General features: G+C 63.0%; 20 protein-coding genes. 6 read left to right on the top strand and 14 right to left on the bottom strand.

Features of this window, described 5'->3' with window-relative positions:
* Positions 1-33: 33 nt before the first annotated feature.
* From arfA to M1D89_RS20190, 7 genes are all read right to left on the bottom strand, one after another.
* On the bottom strand, positions 34-1,572 hold the full coding sequence (arfA, locus tag M1D89_RS20160; protein WP_498646350.1) for an arabinosylfuranosidase ArfA: 1,539 nt from the start codon (positions 1,570-1,572) through the stop codon (positions 34-36).
* A 65-nt stretch (positions 1,573-1,637) separates the two neighbouring features.
* Positions 1,638-2,540, bottom strand: coding sequence for a carbohydrate ABC transporter permease (locus M1D89_RS20165; protein WP_498646351.1), 903 nt, complete (start codon positions 2,538-2,540; stop codon positions 1,638-1,640).
* Positions 2,541-2,542: 2 nt separating this feature from the next.
* Positions 2,543-3,463 (bottom strand): carbohydrate ABC transporter permease, encoded by a 921-nt coding sequence (locus M1D89_RS20170; protein WP_498646352.1) that lies wholly within the window; start codon positions 3,461-3,463, stop codon positions 2,543-2,545.
* Between the two features lie 36 nt (positions 3,464-3,499).
* Entirely contained in the window at positions 3,500-4,834 is a 1,335-nt protein-coding gene (locus M1D89_RS20175; protein ID WP_498646353.1) for an extracellular solute-binding protein, read from the bottom strand.
* Between the two features lie 218 nt (positions 4,835-5,052).
* Entirely contained in the window at positions 5,053-6,054 is a 1,002-nt protein-coding gene (locus tag M1D89_RS20180; RefSeq protein WP_498646355.1) for a LacI family DNA-binding transcriptional regulator, read from the bottom strand.
* 155 nt (positions 6,055-6,209) lie between these two features.
* The gene (locus M1D89_RS20185; RefSeq protein WP_498646357.1) at positions 6,210-7,001 is read right to left on the bottom strand and encodes a TIM barrel protein; all 792 of its coding nucleotides are present in this window, start codon (positions 6,999-7,001) and stop codon (positions 6,210-6,212) included.
* Positions 6,998-8,119, bottom strand: coding sequence for a Gfo/Idh/MocA family oxidoreductase (locus tag M1D89_RS20190; RefSeq protein ID WP_498646359.1), 1,122 nt, complete (start codon positions 8,117-8,119; stop codon positions 6,998-7,000). Before M1D89_RS20190 ends, M1D89_RS20185 begins: the two co-directional genes overlap by 4 nt.
* Positions 8,120-8,226: 107 nt before the next feature.
* Between M1D89_RS20190 and M1D89_RS20195 the strand changes: the two genes are divergently transcribed.
* Both M1D89_RS20195 and M1D89_RS20200 read left to right on the top strand, forming a co-directional pair.
* Positions 8,227-9,225, top strand: a complete 999-nt coding sequence (locus M1D89_RS20195) for a LacI family DNA-binding transcriptional regulator (protein WP_498646361.1) — start codon at positions 8,227-8,229, stop codon at positions 9,223-9,225.
* A gap of 47 nt (positions 9,226-9,272) precedes the next feature.
* The gene (locus M1D89_RS20200) at positions 9,273-10,028 is read left to right on the top strand and encodes a TetR/AcrR family transcriptional regulator (RefSeq protein ID WP_498646363.1); all 756 of its coding nucleotides are present in this window, start codon (positions 9,273-9,275) and stop codon (positions 10,026-10,028) included.
* A gap of 18 nt (positions 10,029-10,046) precedes the next feature.
* Here M1D89_RS20200 and M1D89_RS20205 read toward each other — a convergent pair whose 3' ends face one another.
* Both M1D89_RS20205 and M1D89_RS20210 read right to left on the bottom strand, forming a co-directional pair.
* Positions 10,047-10,724 carry a LytR C-terminal domain-containing protein gene (locus M1D89_RS20205; protein ID WP_498646365.1) on the bottom strand — a complete coding sequence of 226 codons (678 nt, stop codon included), beginning with the start codon at positions 10,722-10,724 and terminating at the stop codon, positions 10,047-10,049.
* Complete coding sequence (locus M1D89_RS20210) at positions 10,717-11,016, bottom strand: type II toxin-antitoxin system VapB family antitoxin (protein WP_011773432.1); 300 nt, start codon at positions 11,014-11,016, stop codon at positions 10,717-10,719. The genes M1D89_RS20205 and M1D89_RS20210 overlap by 8 nt, the downstream gene beginning before the upstream one ends.
* 136 nt (positions 11,017-11,152) lie before the next feature.
* On the opposite strand from M1D89_RS20210, the gene M1D89_RS20215 reads away from it, so the two are divergent.
* Positions 11,153-12,073: a Cof-type HAD-IIB family hydrolase gene (locus M1D89_RS20215; RefSeq protein WP_498646367.1), complete on the top strand. Its 921-nt coding sequence runs from the start codon at positions 11,153-11,155 to the stop codon at positions 12,071-12,073.
* 43 nt (positions 12,074-12,116) lie between these two features.
* Positions 12,117-13,706 carry a stealth family protein gene (locus tag M1D89_RS20220; protein ID WP_498651006.1) on the top strand — a complete coding sequence of 530 codons (1,590 nt, stop codon included), beginning with the start codon at positions 12,117-12,119 and terminating at the stop codon, positions 13,704-13,706.
* Here M1D89_RS20220 and M1D89_RS20225 read toward each other — a convergent pair.
* From M1D89_RS20225 to M1D89_RS20240, 4 genes are all read right to left on the bottom strand, one after another.
* The gene (locus M1D89_RS20225) at positions 13,684-14,685 is read right to left on the bottom strand and encodes a phosphodiesterase (protein ID WP_498646369.1); all 1,002 of its coding nucleotides are present in this window, start codon (positions 14,683-14,685) and stop codon (positions 13,684-13,686) included. The two genes, M1D89_RS20220 and M1D89_RS20225, sit on opposite strands and share 23 nt — an antisense overlap.
* Before the next feature lie 142 nt (positions 14,686-14,827).
* Positions 14,828-15,310: a glutathione peroxidase gene (locus tag M1D89_RS20230; protein ID WP_498646371.1), complete on the bottom strand. Its 483-nt coding sequence runs from the start codon at positions 15,308-15,310 to the stop codon at positions 14,828-14,830.
* Between the two features lie 122 nt (positions 15,311-15,432).
* Positions 15,433-17,055 carry a M23 family metallopeptidase gene (locus M1D89_RS20235; protein ID WP_498646373.1) on the bottom strand — a complete coding sequence of 541 codons (1,623 nt, stop codon included), beginning with the start codon at positions 17,053-17,055 and terminating at the stop codon, positions 15,433-15,435.
* Positions 17,056-17,210: 155 nt separating this feature from the next.
* Positions 17,211-17,591 (bottom strand): MarR family winged helix-turn-helix transcriptional regulator, encoded by a 381-nt coding sequence (locus M1D89_RS20240; protein WP_091465207.1) that lies wholly within the window; start codon positions 17,589-17,591, stop codon positions 17,211-17,213.
* Between the two features lie 97 nt (positions 17,592-17,688).
* On the opposite strand from M1D89_RS20240, the gene M1D89_RS20245 reads away from it, so the two are divergent.
* A complete protein-coding gene (locus M1D89_RS20245; RefSeq protein ID WP_498646375.1) occupies positions 17,689-19,131 on the top strand; it encodes an MFS transporter in 1,443 nt (480 codons plus the stop codon).
* Between the two features lie 44 nt (positions 19,132-19,175).
* Entirely contained in the window at positions 19,176-20,099 is a 924-nt protein-coding gene (locus M1D89_RS20250) for an oxygenase MpaB family protein (RefSeq protein WP_498646377.1), read from the top strand.
* Positions 20,100-20,178: 79 nt separating this feature from the next.
* Here M1D89_RS20250 and M1D89_RS20255 read toward each other — a convergent pair whose 3' ends face one another.
* Positions 20,179-23,640 carry a bifunctional proline dehydrogenase/L-glutamate gamma-semialdehyde dehydrogenase gene (locus tag M1D89_RS20255; RefSeq protein ID WP_498646379.1) on the bottom strand — a complete coding sequence of 1,154 codons (3,462 nt, stop codon included), beginning with the start codon at positions 23,638-23,640 and terminating at the stop codon, positions 20,179-20,181.
* Positions 23,641-23,673 lie beyond the last annotated feature (33 nt).

Genomic DNA, 23,673 nt, shown 5'->3' on the forward strand with positions numbered 1-23,673 from the left:
ACGGCCTGATCTGCTACTTAGTTGGGTGAGTGGCTAGGCTTTCACCACGTCAAGCTCGACGACGGCCCACGAGAGGGCGGGCAGCGTCAGGCGCAGTTCGGCACCGGTCGCCTTCACACCGTCCAGAGCCGTCAAGCCCACACGGCCGGGCTGATCCTGGGAGTTGATGGAGAAGCGGTCGCCGTCCTCGGGGATTTCAAGGACCTCGGCGCGGAGCACCTGGCGGGCATCGAAGCCGCGCAGGGCAACCTCGACGTCGGCGGCTTCTTCCAAACCGCGGTTCGCGAAGAAGAGTGCAACCCGGCCCGTTTCCTCGTTCCACGTAGCGCTGACATCCACCAGGTCCGTGTCGCCGAAGCGGTTGTTCGAGTACTTGTCCGAGTCCACGGAGAGTCGCAGGATCTGGCCCTTGGCGAGCTCGGCCATCCGCGCAAACGGGTGGAAGATGGTCTGCTTCCAGGCCGGTCCATTCTCTTCCGAAAGGATCGGTGCAATCACGTTGACCAGCTGCGCCTGGTTGGCGATCTTGACCCGGTCACCGTGGCGGAGCAGCGAGTTCAGCAGCGTCCCTACCACCACGGCATCGGTGACGTTGTACTTGTCCTCAATGACGCGCGGGTGCTCTCGCCATCCGGCCTTAATCACGTTGTGTGGCTGGTCCTCGGTGTCCAGGCCGCGCTGGTACCAAACGTTCCACTCATCGAAGGACAGGTTGATGTGCTTCTTGTGCTTCCCCTTGGCGCGGACGGCGTCCGCGGTGGCGATCACTGATTCGATGAAGTAGTCGGTATCGACGGCGGAGGCAAGGAAGCTCCCGACGTCGCCTTCGTGTTCCTGGTAGTAGGCGTGGAGGGAAACGTAATCCACTTCGTCGTAGGTGTGGGTGAGGACGGTCTGCTCCCATGCGCCGAAGGTGGGCATGCTGGAGCTGGAACTGCCGCAAGCCACCAGCTCAAGGGAGGGGTCCACGAACCGCATGGCTTTGGCGGCTTCCTGCGCCAGCCGGCCATACTCGTCGGCAGTTTTGTGGCCGATCTGCCATTGCCCGTCCAGTTCGTTGCCCAGGCACCAGAGCTTGATGTTGAACGGGTCTTTGTGGCCGTTCTTGGCACGGAGGTCGGACAGGTAGGTTCCTCCCGGGTGGTTGGCGTACTCCACGATCTCGCGTGCAGCGTCCACTCCCCTGGTGCCGAGGTTGATGGCTTCCATGATTTCCGTGCCGGCCTGTTTGGACCAGTCCACGAATTCGTGCAGGCCAAACGCGTTGGTCTCCACGGTGTGCCAGGCTCCGTCCAGCCTGCGGGGCCTGTTCTCGCGCGGGCCAATGCCGTCTTCCCAGTTGTATCCGGAAACGAAGTTGCCACCGGGGTAACGGATGACGGTGGCGCCGAGTTCTTTGACGAGCTTGAGGACGTCCTGGCGGAAGCCGTTCTGGTCAGCCTCGGGGTGTCCGGGCTCGTAGATGCCGGTGTAGACACACCTGCCCATGTGCTCCACGAAGGAGCCGAAAAGTCGTCGGGGTACCTCGCCAATGGTGAAGTCGCGGTCGAGGGTGATGCGTGCGCGGGACATGTATCTCCTTGGTTGTGTTCGAAAACTGTTGTGAGCTGAAACTGGTGGTTGACGAAAGGGTGCGGTTACGTTCCGGCGAGTCCCGTCGTCGCAACGCCCTTGATGATTTGGCGCTGGAAGAAGAGGAAGACGACAATCAGCGGCAGCGCGGCGAGCAATGCCGACGCCATGTTCTGCGCGTACTGAATGCCGTAGGCGCTCTTGATGGTTTGCAGGCCTACCGGGAGGGTGAGCAGGTTGCCGTCGTTGGTGGCGATGAACGGCCACAGGAAGTTGTTCCAGGCGCCGATGAAGACAAAGATCGCGACGGCGGCCAGGATCGGACGGGACAACGGCAGGATGATCTGCGTGAAGATCCGCAAGCGGCTGGCCCCGTCCATCACGGCCGCTTCCTCAAGTTCACGCGGGATCTGGTCGAAGAACTTCTTCAGGACGAACACCATGGCGGGGTGGATGACCTGCGGCAGGATGATGGCCCACGAGGTATCGATGAGGTTCAGCGCCAGCATTTGGTAGAAGAGCGGGATGATCAGCACGGGTGGTGGAATGATGATGGACGCGATGATCACCGTCATCAGCACCTTCTTGCCCTTGAAATCGATCCTCGACAGCGCATAAGCAACCAGCGCCGAGATCACCAGGGTGATGGCCGTAATGGCCGCCGAGGTGTAGAGCGAGTTCCAAGTCCACAGCGGGATGTTGCCGTCCTGGAACACCTTGACGAACGCTTCGGGAGTGAAGCCCGACGGCGGCAGCCACGTCACGTCCGGGGCTGCGGCATCCGTCTCGGTCTTGAAAGCGGTGGCCGTGGCCCACGCGAACGGAATCAGCCACAGCACCGCGATGAAGGCAGCGACGACGATGGCCGCGATCCTGCCAACGGTCAGCTTCTTGCGGGGCTGGCGGAGCTTGAGGCCATTGCTGGTGGTGGTACTGGGTGCGGGACGGGTCAGGGTAGGGGTTGCCATGGTTATGCACTCCTGCGGCGGGTGATGACGAACTGCATGATCGAGATGACCACGATCAGTCCGAAGAAGATGTAGGAGATGGCTGCCGAGTAACCCAGCCGGTATCCGGTGAACCCGGTTTCGAAGATGTACTGCACCACGGGCCGGGTGGATCCACCGGGTCCGCCGGCGGTCATCTGATACACCTGATCGAAGATCTTCAGCGACGCCAGAATCTGGAGCAGCACGATCATCACGGTGGTGGGTGTCAGTTGCGGAAGCGTGATGGAGAAGAACTGGCGCCACGCCCCCGCACCGTCCAGCGATGCTGCCTCATAATGCTGCGCTGGGATGTTCTGCATCGCGGCCAGGTAGAGCAGGAAGTTGAAGCCCACGGTCCACCAGAGCGTGGCGATGACAATGGCCCACATGGCCACGTTGGGGTCATTAAGCCAGGCAACGCGTGGGAGGCCGATGCCTGTCAGGAACTCGTTGATGAGGCCAAGCTGCGGGTTGTACATCCACGTGAAGAACAGCGAAACCACTGTGGAGGCGAGCAGGTAGGGCGCAAAGTAGGAGAGTCGCCACAGCCACTGGGCTGGAAGTCCGATGTTGAGCAAGGCGGCCATGACCAAGGCAACGAGGACCAACGGGACGGTGCTGATCACCGTGAAGTAGAGGGTGTTGCCCAAGGATCGCCACATATCGGCGTCGGCCAAGGCTTCAACATAGTTCGCGAAGCCAATCAGATCGTCATTGGCGCCGGTAAGGGACTTGCCCGTAAGGCTCATGTAGAAGCCGTAGAGAATGGGCCAGACGAGGAAAACGAGGAAGAAGACAAGGAACGGGGTGGCAAATCCCCAGCCGCTCAGGTTGCTTCGGGTGCGGCTCCCGGGTTTGCGCAGACTCTCCGGCCTCGGCCGGGACAGCGTAGAGGTACTCATTCAAGAACTCCTTGGGTCGCTCGGTGGGTGGGCCGGTTAGACCGGGTTGGGACGGGAGAGGAGGGTGTTGGTGCGTTGCTCGAAGGCAGCCCATCCCGCGGCTGCCTTGTCCCTTCCCAGGAGGACGTTCTGCACGGTCTCCGCGAAGTAGGTCTGCCAGTCCGAGCCGGAACCGCTGAACCAGGACTCGGGATCGTAGGCAATGATGTCCGCCGCGTTGGCATAGTGAATCTGGGGCGTGAGTTCGCGGTAGGCCTGTGATTGGACCACCGGCTGGAAGCCCGGAATGTGTCCGGCTTCTGCCCAGGACAGGGATCCCTTGAGGACATCGGTGACGAACTTGTAGACGTCCCGGCGCTTGTCCTCGTTCAGGTTCAGTTGCCGTGGGAGGACGAACGAGTGCGAGTCTGCGTAAGAGGCCGGCGTTCCGTACAGCGTAGGAATGGTGGCCGCGTCTACGGGTATTCCAGCCTTCTTCATGGTGGGCAGTTCCCACACGCCACTGAACAGCATCCCTGAGCCCCCGCGGGCAAACTCCGCGATGCCCGTGCTGATGTCTCCGGCCTGGGCTGCAATGGTGTCATCAAAGAGGGATGCCATGAACTCCAGCGATTCAATGGCCGCGTCCCGGTCCACCTTCATGGGCTGCCCTGGTGTCAGTTCCATGTCCGCGCCGTGTTGCTTGTAGAGGGTGTAGAACAGGCGCCACATCTGCGAACCACTGCCGAGATAGCCGAAGGACAGGCCGTGGGCCTTGGTGACCTTCTGCATTTCCAGGGCCATCGCCTTGAATTCCTGGGGCGAGGTCACTTCCTGTAGCTGGCCGTTGCTGCCCAGCACTCCGGCCTTGCCTGCGATATCCGTGTTGTAAAACATGACGAACGGGTGCGAATCCAAGGCTATGGAGAAGACCCTGCCGTCGTGCTGGCTTTTCTCCCAGATCCTGGGGGCAAAATCGGAGGCCCTTACACCGTTCTCCGCAAGCAGGTCCAGGTCCCACGGCTCAATGAGCCCGCCCGGTGCATACCCGGGAACCCGGCTGGCGTGCATGATTGCCACCTCGGGAGGGCGGCCACCTGCCGAGGCCATGGCCAGTTTGGTGTAATACGGCGGACCCCAAGCAAGCACTGTGGGGTGCACCTTGAACCCGGGATTGGCTTGGTTGGCGCTGTTGATCATGGCCTGCATCTTGATGCCATCACCGCCGGAAAGCAGGTGCCAGAACCCGATGTCCTGCACTGCGGCGGCCTGGGCCGCACCTCCGCAGCCCGTGAGGCCGGTGGCCAGCAGGCCTCCGCCAAGAAGGGCCGATCCTGTCAATAACTGTCTCCGGGACAACTGTTTCCCGGTCAAAGATTCAAACTGCTTCACCCGTCACTCCTTTGGATGGGTCCGCTGAAAGGTCACTGCTGCACTGCGTTGACTGTGGTGTCTTGCTGCACTGCTACTGCGCAAAATCCGGCTCCGGCGCGTCCCCATACCCGGGTAAAGGTTGGCCCAGCGGTGACGCAGGTCTCACATTACATCGATGTAATGGACAGGGCAAGAGAAAATTGTTAGCGCGCACAATTCAGTGGCGGGCTCTCGTTTCAGGGCGTGCTGCTGTCCCGCTCCACGATGGTGTACTCGATTTCAACCAAGCGTTGCCCATGGGACCTGTCGGACATGCGTTCGGTCAGCAGGCGTAGGGCTTCCGTGGCAATGGCCCGCTTGTCGAAGGACACGGTAGTCAGGGAAGGTACCGCAAACCGTCCGTCGATCACGTCGTCGAAGCCGGCTACCGCGATGTCATCCGGAACGCGCACACCCCTCTTCCACAAGGTATTCAAGGCGCCAAGAGCCATGGAGTCGGTGAAACAGAACAGTGCCTCAGGTACGGGGTTTGCGTCCAGATACTCATCCAACGATGCAGCTGCCGAAGCAGGCGTCCAACTGTCGCAAGAAATCAGCAGCGACTCATCCTTGGCAATTCCCAGCATCTGAAGTGCTGCTTCATAGCCGCCTGCCCGTTGGATCGCCGTAGCGGATTGCCTTCCCCGATTGACACCCAGAACTGCGATGCGCCGACGTCCAGGCCTTGCCAAAGCGAGGGTCATGTCACGCGCCGCCGCGAAGCTGTCCACGAAGACGCGGTCGGCCAGCTGCTGCGTGACTTCACCCAGGAGAACCACCGGAGGCAGCGCGACGCCCACCTGCACGGCACTCTCCTTGAGCACCACGGGATTGAGGATCAGTCCGTCGATCAGGTTGGCCCGCGCCCGCGTCATCAACTCATGCTCACGGTGCGGGTCGGAGCCGGTTTCCTCGATCTGCACGCTAAAGCCTTGCTCATGGGCAACTTCCACAATGCTTTGGGCGATCTCCGCAGAAAAGGGAGTCGCCAGATCCGGCAGCGCCAGTCCAATAACACCAGAGCGGCCATTGCGCAGTCCGCGCGCCGAGAGATTGGGGACATAATCCAGTTCCGCCATGGCTTGCTCAACCCTGAGCCGCGTGGGGCCGCTCACCGGCACGATCCCGTTCATCACGTTCGATACCGTTTTAGGCGAGACCCCTGCACGGCGCGCCACGTCCTTGACCGTTGCGCGCAAGACGCCCCCTAGCTGCTGTTGGCCGGCGCTGCTGTTGACCGGTTTTCCTTGATGCTACGCGAATTTTTGCCCTTGGACGCAGTGCACTCGCGCCCCTAACGGCCCACACCAAAGCCCATGGCCCCATTCCGGACAAGCGGGCCTGCCGCCCTTAGCTAGCCTGCAAAGGCCGCACGGAAAGCCGCCAGCGCGGTGTCCCCCGCTTCCAGGCCGGCTCCTCCGGCCGCCTGCGCTTCGAGACCGACCACCCCCTTGTATCCAGCCTCCTTAAGAGCAGTCGCGATGCCACGGTAGTTGAGCTCCCCGGTGCCGGGTTCGCACCGGCCGGGGACGTCGGCCACTTGTATTTCTCCTACCCAGGGTAAGGCGGCACGGATAAGTTCGATCAGGTTGCCCTCTCCGATTTGGGCGTGATACAAGTCCAGCATCATCCTGGCGTTGGGGTGGTTAACGCCCGAGACCAGCGCCAAGGTGTCCTTTGCACGTGCCAAGGGGATGCCGGGGTGGTCCAGGACGGTGTTCAAGTTCTCCAACGCGAAGACCACTCCGTGCTTCTCGCCCAATGCCGCCAGGCGTTCGAGCGTGCTCCGGCCGGTCAGCCACATCTCGCCGGTAGATCGGTAAACGGGGCGGACAGCCCGGCCGCCTTCCCCGAGCTCAGCAGGGTGGACAACCATTCGCTCGACCCCAAGTTCAAGCGCAACAGGGATCAGTTTCTCCGCCGATACCAACACCTCATCGGCACTGCCGGGATCAGTGAGGCTACCGCCAAAATAGCCGCTCATCGACGAGAACCGGGCTCCTGTTGCTGCCAGGGCCGCAATGTCCCGGCCCCGGGTGTCCCACAACTCCACCTCAAAGCCTTGCTCGTGGATCCTCTTCACACGCTCCGTCAAGGGCAATTCGCCGTAGAGCATTTCAGCGCAGGCAGCCAAGCGGAAGCTCATGCTTCATCCCCTACGGTGTGCAGTGCGGGTTCGGCTGGACGCAGTACGGCAATAGTTGCCACATCAACCGGCAGCCCGGTTTGAGCTGAACGGGAGGCGGCAAGGGCAACGGCCAGGGCGTTCCGCGCGTCGGCTCCACCGGCAGCTTGGGCGGCGGGGGCTTGCATACCGTCACGGTCAGCCTTCACGGCGTCCACAAAGTGGGCGAGTTCAGCCGTATACGCATCGTGAAAGAGGTCCACGTTCAGGCGTACGGTGGCCGCATTGATACCGGCAGCGGTGTAGCTCATGGCCGTGCTGGCCTGCGGTCCTCCCGCCGTCACCATTCCGGCAGAGCCAAAAACCTCTCCCCGCACGTCATAGCCGTAGAGTGCGTTGAAGTTGGCCTCAGCTACAGCAATGGCCCCGTTGCTGTAGGTCACGGTGACAACGGCGGTATCCATCAGTCCACCCTCTTTTGCTTCAGGAGCTACCAGCGCGTCAGCCACCGCATGAACGCGAACCGGTACAGCCCCCGGGTTCAGCCAGTTCAAGGTGTCGAAGTCGTGAATGAGGGTCTCCAAAAAGATGGTGCCCGGCGGAATCCGCTCCGGATTGGCAATCCCGTCCGCGTTGCCGGGATCGCGGGTCAAGGACCGCAGCAACTGCGGAGTTCCTATGGCACCGTCATCAATGAGCCTGCGGGCGGCGGCAAAGTCGTTTGAGTAGCGGCGGTTGAAACCGAAGTGGACGATCACGCCCGCGGTCACTGCTGCGTCCAATGCCTCATCAAGTTCTTCCACGGTACGGCCGCCCGGTTTTTCGCAGAAAGCGTGCTTACCTGCACCTGCTGCAGCGGCGATCAGCCCCGAATGGAAACGGGCCGGCGCGGCGATAAGAACAGCATCCACATCAGGATCATTCAGCACATCTGCCGGGTCACTACTGATCTTGGCAACGCCCAGGCGGTTGGCAAGTGCCTCGACGGCAGGAAGGGCAGGATCGGCAATTGCCTCAAGCCGGGCATTGGGGATGCGGTGCGCAACGGACTCAGCGTGGAAACTTCCGATCCATCCCGCTCCGATCAGTCCAATGCGAATCGGCCGGTCTTCGGTGACCGGATGCTGAAGGTAACCCATGGCAACTCCTGAAATAGTCGTCTAGATCGTTCTAGTCGCACCATCCTGACATGCCGTTCGCAATACGTCTAGATCGTTCTATAGACTGTTGGCACTCAGGAGGAATCATGTCGGAATTGCAGCGCCGCCCCACCTTGATGGACGTAGCAGAGGCGGCCGGTGTCTCCCGCGCCTTGGTTTCCATCGTCATGAGGGGTGCACCCGGCGCCGCGGAATCGACCCGGCAAAGAGTCTTGGAGGCGGCCCGCCAACTCGGATATCGGGCAGACTCCCGGGCGAGGCTGCTGCGGAGCAGCAGGACCAAGCTCCTGGGCCTCATCTTTTCCAGCTCACAACCCTTTCACGCGGAAATTGTGGATGCCGCGTACGCTGAAGCCTCAGCCAGGGGCTATGAAATAGCCCTGAGCGCAGTGGCCAGCGGCAGGCCCGAGGCCCGCGCCATAGAGACCTTGTTGGACGTCGGCGCCGAGGCGTTGATCATCATCGCTCCCACCCTCAGCGTGGATGACCTCGCACTGCACGCCCGCCAGGTACCGGTGGTGAGCCTCCTTCGCGACAATGTGGGTGACCTCGTGGATTCGGTCAGCAGTGACGATTACGCGGGCATCGCGATAGCCGTTGACCACTTGGTTAGTCTCGGCCATAGCCGGATCGTCCACGTCGACGGCGGCGCCGCCGTCTCTTCGGACAGACGCAGGGAGACGTACCGCTCGGAAATGATCCGGCACGGGCTGCAGCCCGTGGTTGTTCCCGGCGGCCCCGGAGAGGAGGACGGCATGGCAGCCGGGAAGATCCTTCAGGCTAATTTGCCCACGGCTGTCATCGCCTTCAACGACAGGTCGGCCCTCGGAATCATGGAAAGCTTCAGGGCTGTGGGAATCAGCATTCCCGCAGAGGTATCGGTACTCGGCTACGACAACAGCCACTTCGCCAAGCTCAGCTTCGTGCAACTGTCCTCCGTCAGCCAGGACGCTCCGCTCCTTGCCGCCGCCGCCGTTGGCCGTGCCGTGGACCGAATAGAAGGGGCAAAGTCACCGGGCAGCGTGGTCCGAACGCCGCATTTGGTCCTTCGCAAAACCACAGCCCGGGCTCCTGCAGGAACCTGACGCTCAGGCTCGCACCTCTTAGTGACAGATCACTGTAAAGTGTCTATATGCCAAGGATCACGGCCGCCACGAACGCTGCCCAACGCGCCGAGACCCAACGTCGGATTCTGACCGCCTTCGGAGAGCTCCTCTTCACCCATGGCCTCCCCGGACTCACCATGACGGATGTCGCCCGGCACGCCGGCGTGGGACGCACCGCGGTCTACAACTATTACGCGGACATGGAGCAACTGCTGATCGCGTACGCCTTGGACGAGACCGAGCGCTTCATCGTGGACCTCCGCGATTCGCTGGCTGCGCTGGAGAACCCCGTTGACAGGCTTGCCCTCTATGTCCGGGCCCAGGTGGAGGATCTCAGCCGCCGTCACTTGCCGCCAGGACCGGCCATGGCCGCCGTCCTCTCCCCCGGTTCCTTCGCGAAGCTCGCCGACCATGTGGGCGACCTGAACGTCCTGCTTCAGGACATCCTCCAGGACGGTGTGGAGCAGGGCTACCTTCCGGATACCGACGTCGCCCAGTTGGCGCGGCTCATCCACGGAACGCTTTCCGCCAGCGCCGCACGACGCAACCGAACGCCCGACGGCGAGACTCCGCCGCCGCCAGCCTCCGACGTCGAGCTTCCCAGCGCCTCCGAACTTCACGCCGCCCCCGAAGTTCACGCCGCCCCCGAGGTTCACATGGCCCTCGAAGTTCACACCGCCCAAACGGTGCGGTTCATCCAATTGGGTGCGGGAGCCCGCTTCGACGACGCCGCCAAGCCGGTGCGCCTGGAATCGCCAGCCCGCGATGCCCTCGCCAGCTAGCTACTGATCCCCAGCTAGCTACTGATCCGCGGGCAGCGTGGGAATGATGGGCCACTTGGAGTTGTCCGCTATTCGCAGGTCCTCACGCGGGCACTGCAGCGTGCCAGGGGTCTGGTCCACCAGTTGGGGTTCCACCAGGCCTTCGAAACCAGGCGTCAGGATGACATCCACGGACTCGTCCTCGCGATTGTCTTCGAAGTAATCCGTTCCGGCGAGATTCCGCTGGATGTTGAAAGCTGCGGCCTGGCCCTTGACCCCGGAGACCACCACACCAATGCCTGAGTAAGCGGTATCGCTGTTGTCCACCGAGGCCACCTTGTAGCCACGCGCAGTGAACTGATCAGCAACTGTAGTGGCCAGCCCGGCGCGGGACGTGGCATTAAAAACGTTGAGAGTCACGGTCTCGTTCGGGACGTAGTCGTACGTAGTGATGGGGCATAGGCTGGTGGGCGCTTTGCTGGCGATTGAGCTTGGAACCTTGACCACGCCGTTCATGATCGCCCAGGCACCCACGGCTCCGGCCGCTATGACGCCAACCAGCAGCACCAGGACTATTCCATGGAACAGCCGCCGCCGGAAGCGGCCTTTGTGCGCCTGGGCGTCCTCGGCAAAGGTTGCCCGAAGCTCCGGGCCCGTCACTACATGGTGGCCGTGGAGCTGCGTCACATCTTTGGGACGCCTGCGCTTGCTAGCCATCGATCACCAATACACGTGCGTGGATGGCCGTCCTCTGGTGGAGCGCTGTGCGAACGGCCCTGTGAAGCCCGTCCTCGAGGTACATGACGCCTTGATATTGGACGACGTGCGGGAACAAATCACCGAAGAACGTTGAGTCCTCAGCCAACAGTGCCTCCAAGTCCAGGGTCCGTTTGGTAGTAACGAGTTCATCGAGGCGGATAGGACGCGGAGGCAGGGCAGCCCAGTCCCGCGGCGCAGAGTATCCATGGTCAGGGTACGGGCGTCCCTCGCCCACAGCTTTGAAGATCACCCTGCAAGCCTATGGAAGAAGCCGCGCTAACGGAACTTGTGACCCGCAGCACAGGCACGTTGTAGCCAAAAGGTGACTATCCGTCGTCGCGCGTCATAGCTGTGATGGGAACCGTCGGGACTGACAGAATGGGGTCATGACTCAACCGCTGCAAGGTACTGACCGGACCGCTGCCCGCGCTACGCCCGCTTTGGCGCTGCTGCTGGATGTCGATGGCCCTATCGCCAGCCCTGTAACGCGCGACGTCAAGCCGGACATCATCGCGGACATGGTGGCCCTGGCTTCGGCCGGGATCCCCGTCATCTTCAACACGGGCCGCTCTGACGCGTTCATTAGCGAGCAAGTCATGGAACCCATGATTGCCGCCGGTATGCCGGCGGACACTGTCATTCACGCTATTTGCGAGAAGGGCGCCGTGTGGTTCAGCTACACAGCCGAAGGCCCCGGCCCCATCCACGTGGACCACGAACTCGCAGTTCCCAAAGCCTACGGCGACGATATCCGCAGGCTCGTGGCAGAGGATTATTCAGCACACATGTTCTTCGATGAGACCAAGCGCGCCATGGTGTCGGTGGAACAGCACCTGGACGTGGCCAGCGAGGATTACCTGGCCGAGCAGAAACTCTTCGACGCCGATGCCCTGGACATCATGGGGCGCCACGGCCTCAACGCGGCCATCCTGGACCACCACGCACCTGAGTCCGATGACACCGCGGACTACCGCCTGGACCCCACCATCATCTCCACGGACATCGAATCGGTCCGGTTGGGCAAGGACCTGGGAGCCAGCCGCGCGGTTGAACTCCTGGCGGCCCAGGGCATTACTCCGCTCTCCTGGCGGACTGTGGGTGATTCCCGCACGGACTACGCCATGGCAGACTGGCTTCACCACAACGATCACGATGTGAAGCACGTGGACGTCCGGCCCGCAGACGGCGTACCGGTGAAGCCCTACACCATCTTGACGGCAAGCGACCTTGAACTGGCGGATGACGTGATCCACGACGACGCCGGCGGCGCTTTCCTTCGCAGCTGGCGCGAAGCCCTTTCGATCTAAGTTCCATCGCAACCCGCACCAAAACGATCCCGGAGATACAGCCATCACACAAGCACAGGTCGATCCGATTTACCACGGCAGCCCGTCCATCGAAGAGGACACGATTGCTGAGGCGATCTCGCCTGCCGTCGTCGCGCATCTTAGGCATAGGTCCGACGTCGTCCGTCACCGTGGGCGGTATGCCCTGGTCAACGGCGACCTGACTCCGCAACAGGCCATGGTGTCCGATCTTCTGGCTGTCAGGGCCGCTTTGGACGCTGCGGGTATCGATTTCATCCTGGTGCGCGGTAATGATGAGCGGCCCGTTATTGCCGTTGATTGGGAGTCACGCAAGGAGGTTCGCGAGGCACTGGTCACGGCGTTCCGGAATGAGCCCTTCTATTCCATGACCGTGGACGCCAAGAAGAAGACCTCCATGTTGGTGGCGGACGGCGATCTCACGGCAAACCGAAAAGCCCGCATCTTCCGTTTGTACCGGCCGCGCGTCGAGCTCGGCGGCGGACTTTGGTATGGCCCGGCCTTGGGCGTGCAGCTTGAGCTGTGGCGGTTCGAGGGCGATCATTTGGAACTCCCCGTGGAGAATTCCCTTACCCGTCGCACCATGCTTCGTCAGGACGCGGTGCGCGGCACAGTTCAGCGGCATGGCCTGTCCTGGCCCACCATCGAGAACATGTTCGCTGACCATGCCAGCGACATCGACTTCGATATCGACATCGTCTTCTCGTGGGTGGATGGCAGCGACCCCGAATACATCGCCAGGAGGCGCGCTCAGCAGGCCGAGGCCGTCCTCGGCGAGGGCGACGACCATGAGGCACGCTTCCGGCAGATCAACGAGCTGAAGTACGCGCTGCGCTCGGTGCACATGTTCGCGCCCTGGATCCGGCGGATCTTCATTGCCACCGACTCCCCCGCACCGGAATGGCTGGCCGACCACCCGTCGGTAACCATTGTGCGCAGCGAGGAGTTCTTCGCCGACCCCTCCGTGCTGCCCACCCATAATTCGCAGGCCGTGGAGTGCCAGCTGCACCACATCAAGGACCTCTCGGAGCACTTCCTGTACTCCAATGACGACATGTTCTTTGGCCGTCCCGTGGGCCCTGACATGTTCTTCACGCCCGGTGGCATTACCAAGTTCATCGAAGCTGACACCCGCATTGGCTTGGGCGAGAATGATGCCGAACGCAGCGGCTTCGAGAACGCAGCCCGGGTGAACCGCAAGCTGCTGTGGGAGCGCTTCGGCCGGATCACCACCCGGCACCTTGAGCACACGGCGGCGCCGCTGCGCCGCAGCGTGGTGGCCCGGATGGAGAAGGAATTCCCGGCCGAGTTCGCGAAGACCGCCGGTAGTCGGTTCCGGGCCGCGGACAACATCTCGGTGACCAACTCGTTCTACCACTACTACGCCCTGCTCACCGGCCGCGCAGTCACGCAGACCAGCGCCAAAGTGAGGTATGTGGACTCCACTATGTGGGCCGGACTGCACTACCTGCCCAAGCTCCTGGCCAAGCGCCACATGGACTTCTTCTGCCTGAACGACGGCAGCTTCCCCGAAGTCGAGGCAAATGAACGAGCCGACCTGGTAACCGACTTCCTGGAGAAGTACTTCCCCGTCAAGGCACCCTGGGAGAAATAAGGCCGCCGGGAGAAGCAGCGCCACCGGGAGATACAAGCGGGAGCGACGAGGTGTGCGTGCCCGGCGAAGTGTGGGCCCCCACCCGGGACTCGTGCGGAATGCGGATGCCGGCCGCCGCCAGGCGCCGCTGAACCTCGGCTGCATCCAAGGTCTCGCCAACAGTGACACCACCGGACATCGGAACCACGGAGTGCACGATCGTGTGCTCGTAGACGTGGATCATGTTGTACGACTGCGCCCCGTCTCGTCCGCGCTGTCCGCCGGCGCGCACCGCCAGGTCCTGCGTGTAACAGGTGGCTGAGGCGACCGACACCGGGATGCCGGCGAAGCTCGCCGTCGTCGAGTAGTGCAGGTGGCCGCCCAGGATGGTGCGGACGTCCGTGTTACGGACGACGGCGGCCAGTGCGGCTTGGCCGCGCAGCTCCACCAACACGGCGAGGTCCTGCACGCACGGGACGGGCGGGTGATGCAGGGCAAGGATGGTGCCGTCCGGGGCTGGCGTGGCCAGTTCAGAGGCCAGCCACTCCAGCTGGGATTCTGACAGTTCGCCGTAGTGGTGGCCAGGGACTGTGGTATCCAGGGTGATGATGCGGAGTCCGTTGACAAAGTAGCTGCGGTCCACGGGGTCCTGTGGCTTGCTGGCCGCAGAGGCATCGGCGAAAGCTGAACGGAAGTTTGCCCGGTTGTCATGGTTGCCCATGGCCCAGATGGCTTTGGCTCCCAGCGACGCGCAGAGGGGTTCAATCATCTCGCGGAGTTGCTTGTAGGCTTCCAACTCGCCTTTGTCGGCGAGATCTCCGGTGAAGATGATGGCCTCGGGCCTGATCCTGGAGGCGATGATTTGCTCGCAGATCTCCTGGAGCCTGGCTGCACTGTCCACCGAGCCGTGGAGCGTGCCCGGACCACCCACCAGATGAAGATCGCTCAGGTGCAAAAGCACATGACCTGGTTTGGGGTATTCGGCCTCGATGAGCTCCATAGCTTCGCCTTAGCGTTTGGTGGGAGACGGCGCCTCCCGTGTCAATCCAGTAGCTCCAATCCAACCAGACAACAAGCCAACAACTGGCTAACTTCCGGCGGAATGTTGGAAAATTACTTTTCTCCTTCCAAGACTGGTGGCCTTATGCCAGTGCTTCTTCCACTGCTTTCACAAGGTCTTCGGAGTCAGGCTCCACTGCGGATGGGAACCTTGCCACGAGTTCTCCCCCGCGATTTATGACGAACTTCTCGAAGTTCCATTTCACCTTGGCCGGCTGCCCGTCCTCGTCCCGGGCCAGCTCCGTGAACAGGGGATGCTGCTGCTTGCCAAGGACGTTGGCTTTGCTGGTCAGGGGGAAGGACACTCCAAAGTTACGTTCACAGAACTCGGCAATCTCCTGGTCAGCGCCTGGCTCCTGCCCACCAAACTGGTTGCAGGGCACTCCGAGGATTTCCAAGCCCTGCGCGCGATACTTGCCGTAGAGCTCTTCCAAGCCAGCATATTGGCGCGTGTAACCGCATTCGGAAGCGACGTTCACCACCAGGACCGCTTTGCCCTCGAACTGGCCGAAGTCTGCTTCGGTGCCATCGTTGAAGGTGAGGGGAATGCTGTAAAGGCTGGACATGGGATTCGCTTCCTGACGACGTCGTCTGGCGGGTTTGCCGCCATCGAGCTTACGGGAGCTGGCTTGGGGCCGCGAAATGCAGGGATATCCGGCGTTTCACATGCCGTTAGCGTGTATCCGGCTTAGGGTGCCGGGAGGATCAGCGTGGACAACGGCACGATCACACCATCCGGCCGCTGGACCAGGTCCGGTGCGATCAGGATGTATCCGGGCGGAAGCACGACTACCGGGAGCGCCGTTGGAAGGACAGCGACGGGCGCGGGTGCAGGTGCCACGGGTGCAGGAGCCGGCGGAACGGCCTGGGTAACTACGGGTGCCGGTGCAACGGGTGCTGGTTCCACTATCACCGGCGCTGGTGCCGGCACAACTGGCGCGGGTTCAACCACTGCCGGCGCGGGAGCGGGAGCAACCGGAGCCGGTTCCACAACTGCGGGAGCGACCGGAGCCGGTTCAACAACTGCCGGCGGCGGGGCGATGGCCGATTGAAGGGTCGGTGCCACCGGGGTCGTCAGTGTTGGCGGGACGGTACTGGTTTCCGGCGCGCTGGTCGACGGCGATGGTGTGGAGGTGCCAGTCGGCGTCGGTGTAGCAGTGGTTGTCGGCGTCGGCGTTGCAGTGGTCGTCGGCGTCGGCGTTGCAGTGGTCGTCGGCGTCGGTGTAGCAGTGGTTGTCGGGGTTGGCGTCGGCGTAGCCGTCACGGAAGGTGTCGGCGTCGTGGTTTGAACCGGCGTCGAGGTGGCCGGCGGGGTGGTCTGAGTTCCGCCAGGGTTGCTCGGCGTCGTGGTGGTCGGTGGAGTGGTGCCGGAGGGGGCAGGCGGTAGAACAGGGAGCGGTTCGTCGTGTTCGTGCTCTCCACCGATGACAGCCCGGTTGGTTCCATCCGATACAGGAACGGCCCATTGCGGGGTTCCCGAGGCGCCGTTGCCAACACCTGGCTGGTAGTTCACCATGGCGATGGTCTGCAGCGGATCAGTCTGCCGGATGGACAGCAGTGTCCAGTTCGCTGGATCTGTATGGAGACCATTGACGATCGTCTCGAAGTGAAGGTGGCATCCTGTGGACCAGCCCGTGGTCCCAACCTCTGCGATGACCTCGCCCACCCGCACCGATTGGCCTTGCGTGACGCCGATTGCCTGGAGGTGGTTGTACGTGGTGACCAAGCCGTTGCCATGCTCGATTTCAACCCGGTTGCCACCGCCCCACACATGCCATCCCACAGCCCGCACCACGCCGGCGTCCGCGGCGTAGACCCGCGTACCGCAGGCGGCTGCATAGTCCTGGCCCCAGTGGAACTCTCCTGCCAAGCCCGTCAAGGGGCTGTAGCGGTAGCCGTAGGACGAGCTCTTATTGAGGACCTCAAGCGGTGAGTAGAGACTGCCGGCAGGTGGCCGGGACAGGCCGGCTGAGGCAACGGTAAGTCCTGTGGAACCGTCCTTGCTGACGGTTCTGACCAGAGCGCGGTCGAAGTAGACCATGGGCGTGCCTGGGATTTGCTCGGGGGGCTCCGGCATGGAGTCGATCACCAAGGTCTCGGCGTCCGGCGGTACCAAGGTGCCTAGAGCCGTTGGTTCCACCACCCCCTGCGCCAGTGCTCCGCCAACGGAGCTGCTGGAGACCGAATTCAAGGGTTGGAAGCCAAAGGCGAAGAAAGCCAGGACGGCGAGACTTCCCGCGATGAGAACGCGATGGAAGCCAACGGCGCGGATCAAATCTACTGCCCGGTCTGATTCATGATGCTTGCCCACAACACACTCCCCAAAGCCAGCGGCACCAAACCCCAGCCTGGCGTGCAAGCACCATTGTTGCGGGAATCAAGGGAGAAATAAAGGCTTCCCGGGTGCCATCTATCGAAAGGTTGGCTCAGTTTTGGCTCAAGAATCTTGAGCTTTGTTTTCGGGGCCTAAGAGCCCAGGTTTTCCTTCAGCAGGGCACGGTGTTCGACGGCGGCATTGGCGTGGAGCGCCCGGCCCGCCTCAGTCAGTTCCAGGAAGAGGGAACGGCGATCGTCGGCGCAGGTTTCGCGGGACACCAGGCCGGCTTTTTCCAGCCGGTCCACCACCTTTGAGACAGCACTCTGGGTCATGGGGGTCCGCTCTCCCAAGGCCTTCATCCGGCACGCAGACTCTTCACTTTCGGCCACGAGATCCAGGATTTCAAACTCGTTGAGGCCAATGTCGAACTTCGCTTCGAGGGCGCGGTCAATCGCTCCTGCGGTGCGGAAGTAGGAGTTTTGGATGCTGCGCCACTGCTCAACCAGTTGACGGTCACGCGTCGTTGCCATGCTCTGATTCTAGTTCATTACGGCGTTAGAATCCACGTCATAATATTCCACATCATATTCCTTGTCATTGAATGACGTGTCATGTAGATTCAACTCCATGACATCACCCACCACCCTCAAAACCTCAACTGAGCCGCCTTTGGTTTCAGCCGTTCACTGGACGCGTGCCCAGTGGCTGCTGCTCATGGTTGTGTGCACCGTCCTGGCTTTGGACGGGCTGGACGTCTCCATGGTCGGCGTTGCCTTGCCGTCCATCGGACAGGAACTCAACCTGGGAACCGACTCCCTGCAGTGGATCGTTTCCGCCTACGTCCTGGGCTACGGAAGCCTCCTGCTCCTCGGCGGCCGTCTCGCCGATCTGTTGGGCCGCCGTCGGATCTTCCTCATTGCGCTGACCGTATTTGCCGCGGCGTCGCTCCTTGGCGGGCTGGTGGACGATCCCGCCATCCTGATCGCAACACGGTTCATCAAGGGACTCGCCGCTGCCTTCACGGCACCCACGGGATTCTCCATCATCACCACCAACTTCGCCGAAGGCCGCGAGCGCAACAAGGCCTTGTCCATCTTCACCACGTTCGGTGCCAGCGGCTTCTCGCTGGGCCTGGTGGTGGGCGGCCTGATGACCAGCCTCAGCTGGCGTTGGACATTCCTGGTCTCGGTGCCCATCGCTGTGGTGGTTGTCTTCCTGGGCATGAAGTTCATCCCGAAGGACAAGCCGTCGGCGGAGAACAGCGGGCACGATATTTGGGGCGCCGTAACCCTCGCGCTGGGCATGCTCGGCCTCGTGTACACCTTGGTTTCAGCACCTGAGCAGGGCTGGGGATCTGTGGCAACAATCGCCGGGTTCGCAGTGTCCATCGCCGTGCTGGCAGCCTTCGCGGTGATCGAGAACAAAGTCAAGCATCCGCTGATCCGCTTCAGCATCCTCAAGGAAGGCTGGGTGGCCAGGGCCAATCTCAGCGCGGTGGGTTTGTTCGGCTCCTACCTCAGCTTCCAGTTCATCGTCACCATGTACCTGCAGTCCGTTTTGGGCTGGACGCCGCTGGGAATGGCGCTGGCCCTGCTGCCGGCAGGTCTGTTGGTGGCCACGAGTGCGCCGTTTGCGGATCGGCTGATTGAGAAGTTCGGGGCCACGCAGCTGATTCTCACCGGACTCACTGCACTGGGACTGGGCTACGTCCTGTTCCTCCGGGTGGGCACCACGCCGAACTACGTGCTGGATATCCTGCCGTCCGTGGTCCTGCTGGGCATCGGCTTCGCGCTGGCTTTCCCGTCCATCAACGTCCAGGCGACCGCCGGGATCAAGGATTCCGAGCAGGGGCTGGCCGCGGGTCTGATCCAGACCAGCACCCAGGTCGGGGCCGCCCTGGTTTTGGCTGTCACCACGGCACTGGTCAGCGGTCACGGCCAGGCCGCCGGAACCGTCAGCGCCCAAGCCATGCTGGAACAGTACCGTCCGGGCCTCATCCTGAGTGCCGCCGTCGCCATTGCCGCCTTGCTGGTTGCGGCAGCACCGTCGCGGCGCCGCGTCCGCTCCTAACCTCCGCGTCCTTCCCCTGTACACAGGCGCAATTGCGAGGTCTCATGGGATGCATGAGGAACTACCTCACGGAGTACAGGCACGAGCTGCAGCGCACCTTCACGGGAACGTCGGGCACGCCTCCAGAGTGGGTGCCGCGCCTCGCGGAAGGGAACGACGCCGGATATCACCTTCCGGGGTCGGCAGTCTGGGCTGTGCACGGCCATGTGGCTACCATCGTTGCCGGGATCAGGGTGCTGCTGATGCAGGCCCTGCATCCCGGCGCTTTGGCCGGAGTTTACGAGCACTCAGGCTTCCAAAAAGACCCTCTGGGACGGTTGGCTAACACGGTCCGATGGATTTTCACCGTGACCTACGGTTCCACGGAGGCCGCCGAAACTGCCACTGCGCGCGTGCGCAAAATCCACGAGCGCGTGCGGGGAACGTATGTGGACGGCAACGGTGTCCTGCGCGAGTACGCTGCCAACGATCCCGAACTCCTCCGCTGGGTCCACATCACCTACGCTGACTCCTTCATCACCGCCAACCGCATCTGGGGGCGGCCCATCCCAGGTGGACCCGACGCCTACGTTCGTGAATGGGCAGCGGCAGGGCGGCTCATGGGAGTGGAGGACCCGCCACTGACCGAGGCCCAGGTTCGCGAAGAACTTGAACAGTGGTACGCCTCAGGGGTACTCCGGTCTGATGAGCGACTCGCCGAGACGGTGTCCTTCATTCGCTATCCACCCCTGAGCCCGCTCCTCGAGCCCGGGTACACCATCCTGTTCGCGGCCGCAGTCGCAAGCCTTGAACCCCAATACCGCGAGCTTCTGGGTATTCGCCGTGCCGGGATGGGTCCGGTTCCGTTGCCCGTCATCACCGCTGCCCGGGCCGTGCTGGGCATGGTCCGGTTTGCGTTGGGCTCCCACGGGCCCAGCGAGCAGGCTGCCCGGCGGAGGTTGCAGAGGCTCGGCTACGCAGAAGCCTGATGGGTCTGGTCAATCGACAACAACGAAGGCCGGGCAGGTCGGAGCGAATCCGTCCTACCCGGCCTTCCGTGGCCAAGCCCTAGATCAGGTGATCCGACAGGTGGTTCGGGGTGCCGAAGCGGTGGGCGGTAATGGACACAGCCTGCTCGCGGAGGAACGGCAGCATCTCAATCCGGCCAGCCTGGGTCACAGCACCGTGGTAAACCGCGACGTCCGGACGGCCACCCATTGCTGCGCTCAGCGCGGCGAAGTCGCCACCGATCAGGCGGATCCGGCCGGCGTCGAAGTTAGCCGCACGAGCCAGCCATGCGGCGTCGTCCTCGATACGGACGCTGACGCCCAGGTTCGCGAACACGGTCACCACTGCGTGGGGAAGCACGACGGCGGAGCTCACCTTGAGCGCCGAACCCGCCACCGCGCCGGCTGCCACCACGCGGAGCAGCTCAGCGAGCCGCTCGCCTTCGGAGAGGCGGATGGTGACAGGGAGGGAGCGGTAGCGGAAGACGTTGCGCTCTGCGGACAGGGCGGAGACGTCCTTGCGGGTGCCGAACTCGGATTCCCATGCTTCGGCATCGCTGAAGAGCGACTGCTGGAGGGTCTGGAGTTCCTCAGCGGACACGTCCACCGACTTTGCAGCAGCGAGAATCTGCGCGGCAGCACCCTGAAGCATCGTGCCGCGCTTGGCCTTGGCCTCGGCGGGGAGCCAGCTACCCAGGCCGATCAGGTAATTCGGTCCACCGGCCTTGGTTCCGGCGCCGACTGCCGACTTCTTCCATCCACCGAACGGCTGGCGCTGGACGATCGCACCGGTGATGCCGCGGTTGACGTACAGGTTTCCGGCCTGGATGGTGTCCAACCAGACGCCCATTTCAGCGGAGTCCAGGGAGTGCAGGCCGGCGGTGAGGCCGTACTCGATCTCGTTCTGGATGGCGATGGCTTCCTCGAGGGTCTCAGCAGTCATCACGCCAAGGACCGGGCCGAAGAACTCGGTCAGGTGGAAGTAGGAGCCACGCTTGACGCCGGAACGGATGCCCGGGGACCACAAACGTCCCGTCTCGTCGAGGCACTCGGGCTTGATGGCCCAGGTTTCTCCGTCGCCCAGGGTGGTGAGGGCATTCAGGAGCTTGCCGTTGGCCGGTTCGATGATGGGCCCCATCTGCGTGGTGGCATTCTCCGGGTAACCGACGGTCAGGGAGCGGGCGGCATCAATGAGCTGGTTGTGGAAGCGGGCGCTCTTGGCCACGGAGCCCACCAGGATCACCAGTGAGGCGGCCGAGCACTTCTGGCCCGCGTGGCCGAATGCCGAGTACACAACATCCTTCGCGGCGAGGTCCAGGTCGGCACTCGGGGTGACGATGATGGCGTTCTTTCCGGACGTCTCTGCCAGCAGCGGCAGGTCCTGGCGGAAGGAACGGAACAGCTCAGCGGTTTCGTAGCCACCGGTGAGGATGACGCGGTCAACGCTCGGGTGCGAGACCAGCTGGGTGCCGAGTTCGCGCTCTTCGAGCTGAACGAGCGCCAGGACTTCACGCGGCACGCCGGCTTCCCAGAGTGCATCCACCATGACGGAACCGGAGCGGCGGGCCTGCTTTGCCGGCTTGATCACGACGGCGGACCCTGAGGCGAGCGCTGCGAGCGTCGAGCCTGCGGGAATCGCCACCGGGAAGTTCCACGGCGGGGTCACCACGGTGAGGTTGGCTGGGACGAACGTGGCGCCGTCGACCGTTTCCAGGTCCTTGGCGCGCTCGGCGTAGTAGTGCGCGAAGTCGATTGCTTCGCTGACCTCGGGATCGCCCTGGTCGATGGTCTTGCCGGTTTCGGAAGCCATAACCTCAAGAAGTTCCGCACGGCGCGCCTCGAGGATGTCGCCGGCGCGGTGCAGGATGGCTGCGCGCTCGGCTGCCGGGCGGGCACCCCAGGCCTTGCCGTGGTCCACGGCCGTGGCGATGATGCGGTCCAGTTCGGCGGCGTCCGAGACCTTGGTGGACTCCACGATCTTATTGCCGGCGGTGGAACCCGGGATGCGCTTGAGGATGTCGCGGCCCCAGGCGCGGTTGGCCGGGAGTGCCGGGTCCGTGTCCGGGGTGTTGCTGAAGCCCTCCAGCGGTGCCGGCTCTGCGGGGAGGCGGCGGTCCTGCTGGCGGTTGGGGCCGGGAACCTCGTCCGTCATGCGGGCCAGGGAATTCAGGAAGCGCTCTTGCTCGCGCTTGAACAGGGCTTCATTCTCGCTCAGTTCGAAGACTGCGCTCATGAAGTTTTCCTGGCTGGCCCCCTCTTCGAGGCGGCGGATCAGGTAGGCGATGGCGACGTCGAACTCGCCCGGATGGACCACCGGTGTGTAGAGCAGGAGGCTGCCCACGTCCTTGCGGACTGCGGTGGCCTGGCCGGTTGCCATGCCCAGGAGCATCTCGAACTCGATGCCCTGTGTCACGCCACGTTCCTTGGCAAGCAGCCAGGCGAAGGCGACGTCGAATAGGTTGTGTCCTGCGACGCCGATGCGGACGGCGTCAATGTGTTCCGGGGTGAGGGCGTAGTTGATGACGTTCTTGTAGCTGGTGTCGGAGTCCTGCTTGGTGCCCCAGGTAGCCAGCGGCCAGTCGTGCAGGGAAGCTTCAACCTGCTCCATGGGGAGGTTGGCTCCCTTGACTACGCGGACCTTGATGGGAGCGCCACCCTGGGCGCGGCGGGCGGTGGCCCACTCCTGCAGTTCCTGCATGGCGCCGAGGGCATCCGGGAGGTAGGCCTGGAGGACGATGCCGGCTTCCAGGTTCTTGAACTCGGGCATGTCCAGGATGCGCTTGAACACCGCGATGGTCATGCTGAGGTCCTTGTATTCCTCCATGTCCAGGTTGATGAACTTGGGCTTGGGGAAGGACGCGGCGAGACGGTACAGCGGGGTGAGCTTCTCCACCACGTGGTCAACGGCTTCGTCGAAGGCCCACGGGGAGTGCGGTGCCACTGTGGAGGATTCCTTGATGGAAACGTAGTCCACGTCATCGCGGGCAAGGAGCTTCAGCGTTCCATCGAGGCGGCGCTGCGCTTCGTGTTCGCCCAAGACTGCTTCGCCGAGCAGGTTCACATTCAGGTGAACGCCGTCCTGGCGGATCTTGGCAATGGCCGGGCCGAGCTTGGCGTCAGTGGCGTCCACAATCAGGTGGCCCACCATTTCGCGGAGCACGCGGCGGGCGATCGGAATGACTACCTGCGGGACGATCGGAGCCATGACCCCACCCACTCGGACAGCGCTGCGCATGTACCACGGGAGGAACTTGGGCACCTTCGGGGCCAGCTCTGCGAGCTTGCGGCCGGCGACCGACAGGTCCTCCGGGCGGATGACGCCGTCGACGAATCCCACAGTGAAGTCAAGGCCGTTCGGGTCCTTCAGGACGCCCGCGAGGCGCTGCGCTGACACATCGACGGGGATCTTGCTGGCTTCGGTAAGCCAGTGGCGGACCAAGGCGATGGCTTCCTGAGCCAAAGCATCGAACTGTCCGGAATCCTGGGTGCGCGGGGCGGTGGCATCCGGGAGGGTGCTGGTCATGGGGGCTCCTTCTGAGGCGGAGAAGTTTGTTTG

Source organism: Arthrobacter sp. D3-18, assembly GCF_054408525.1.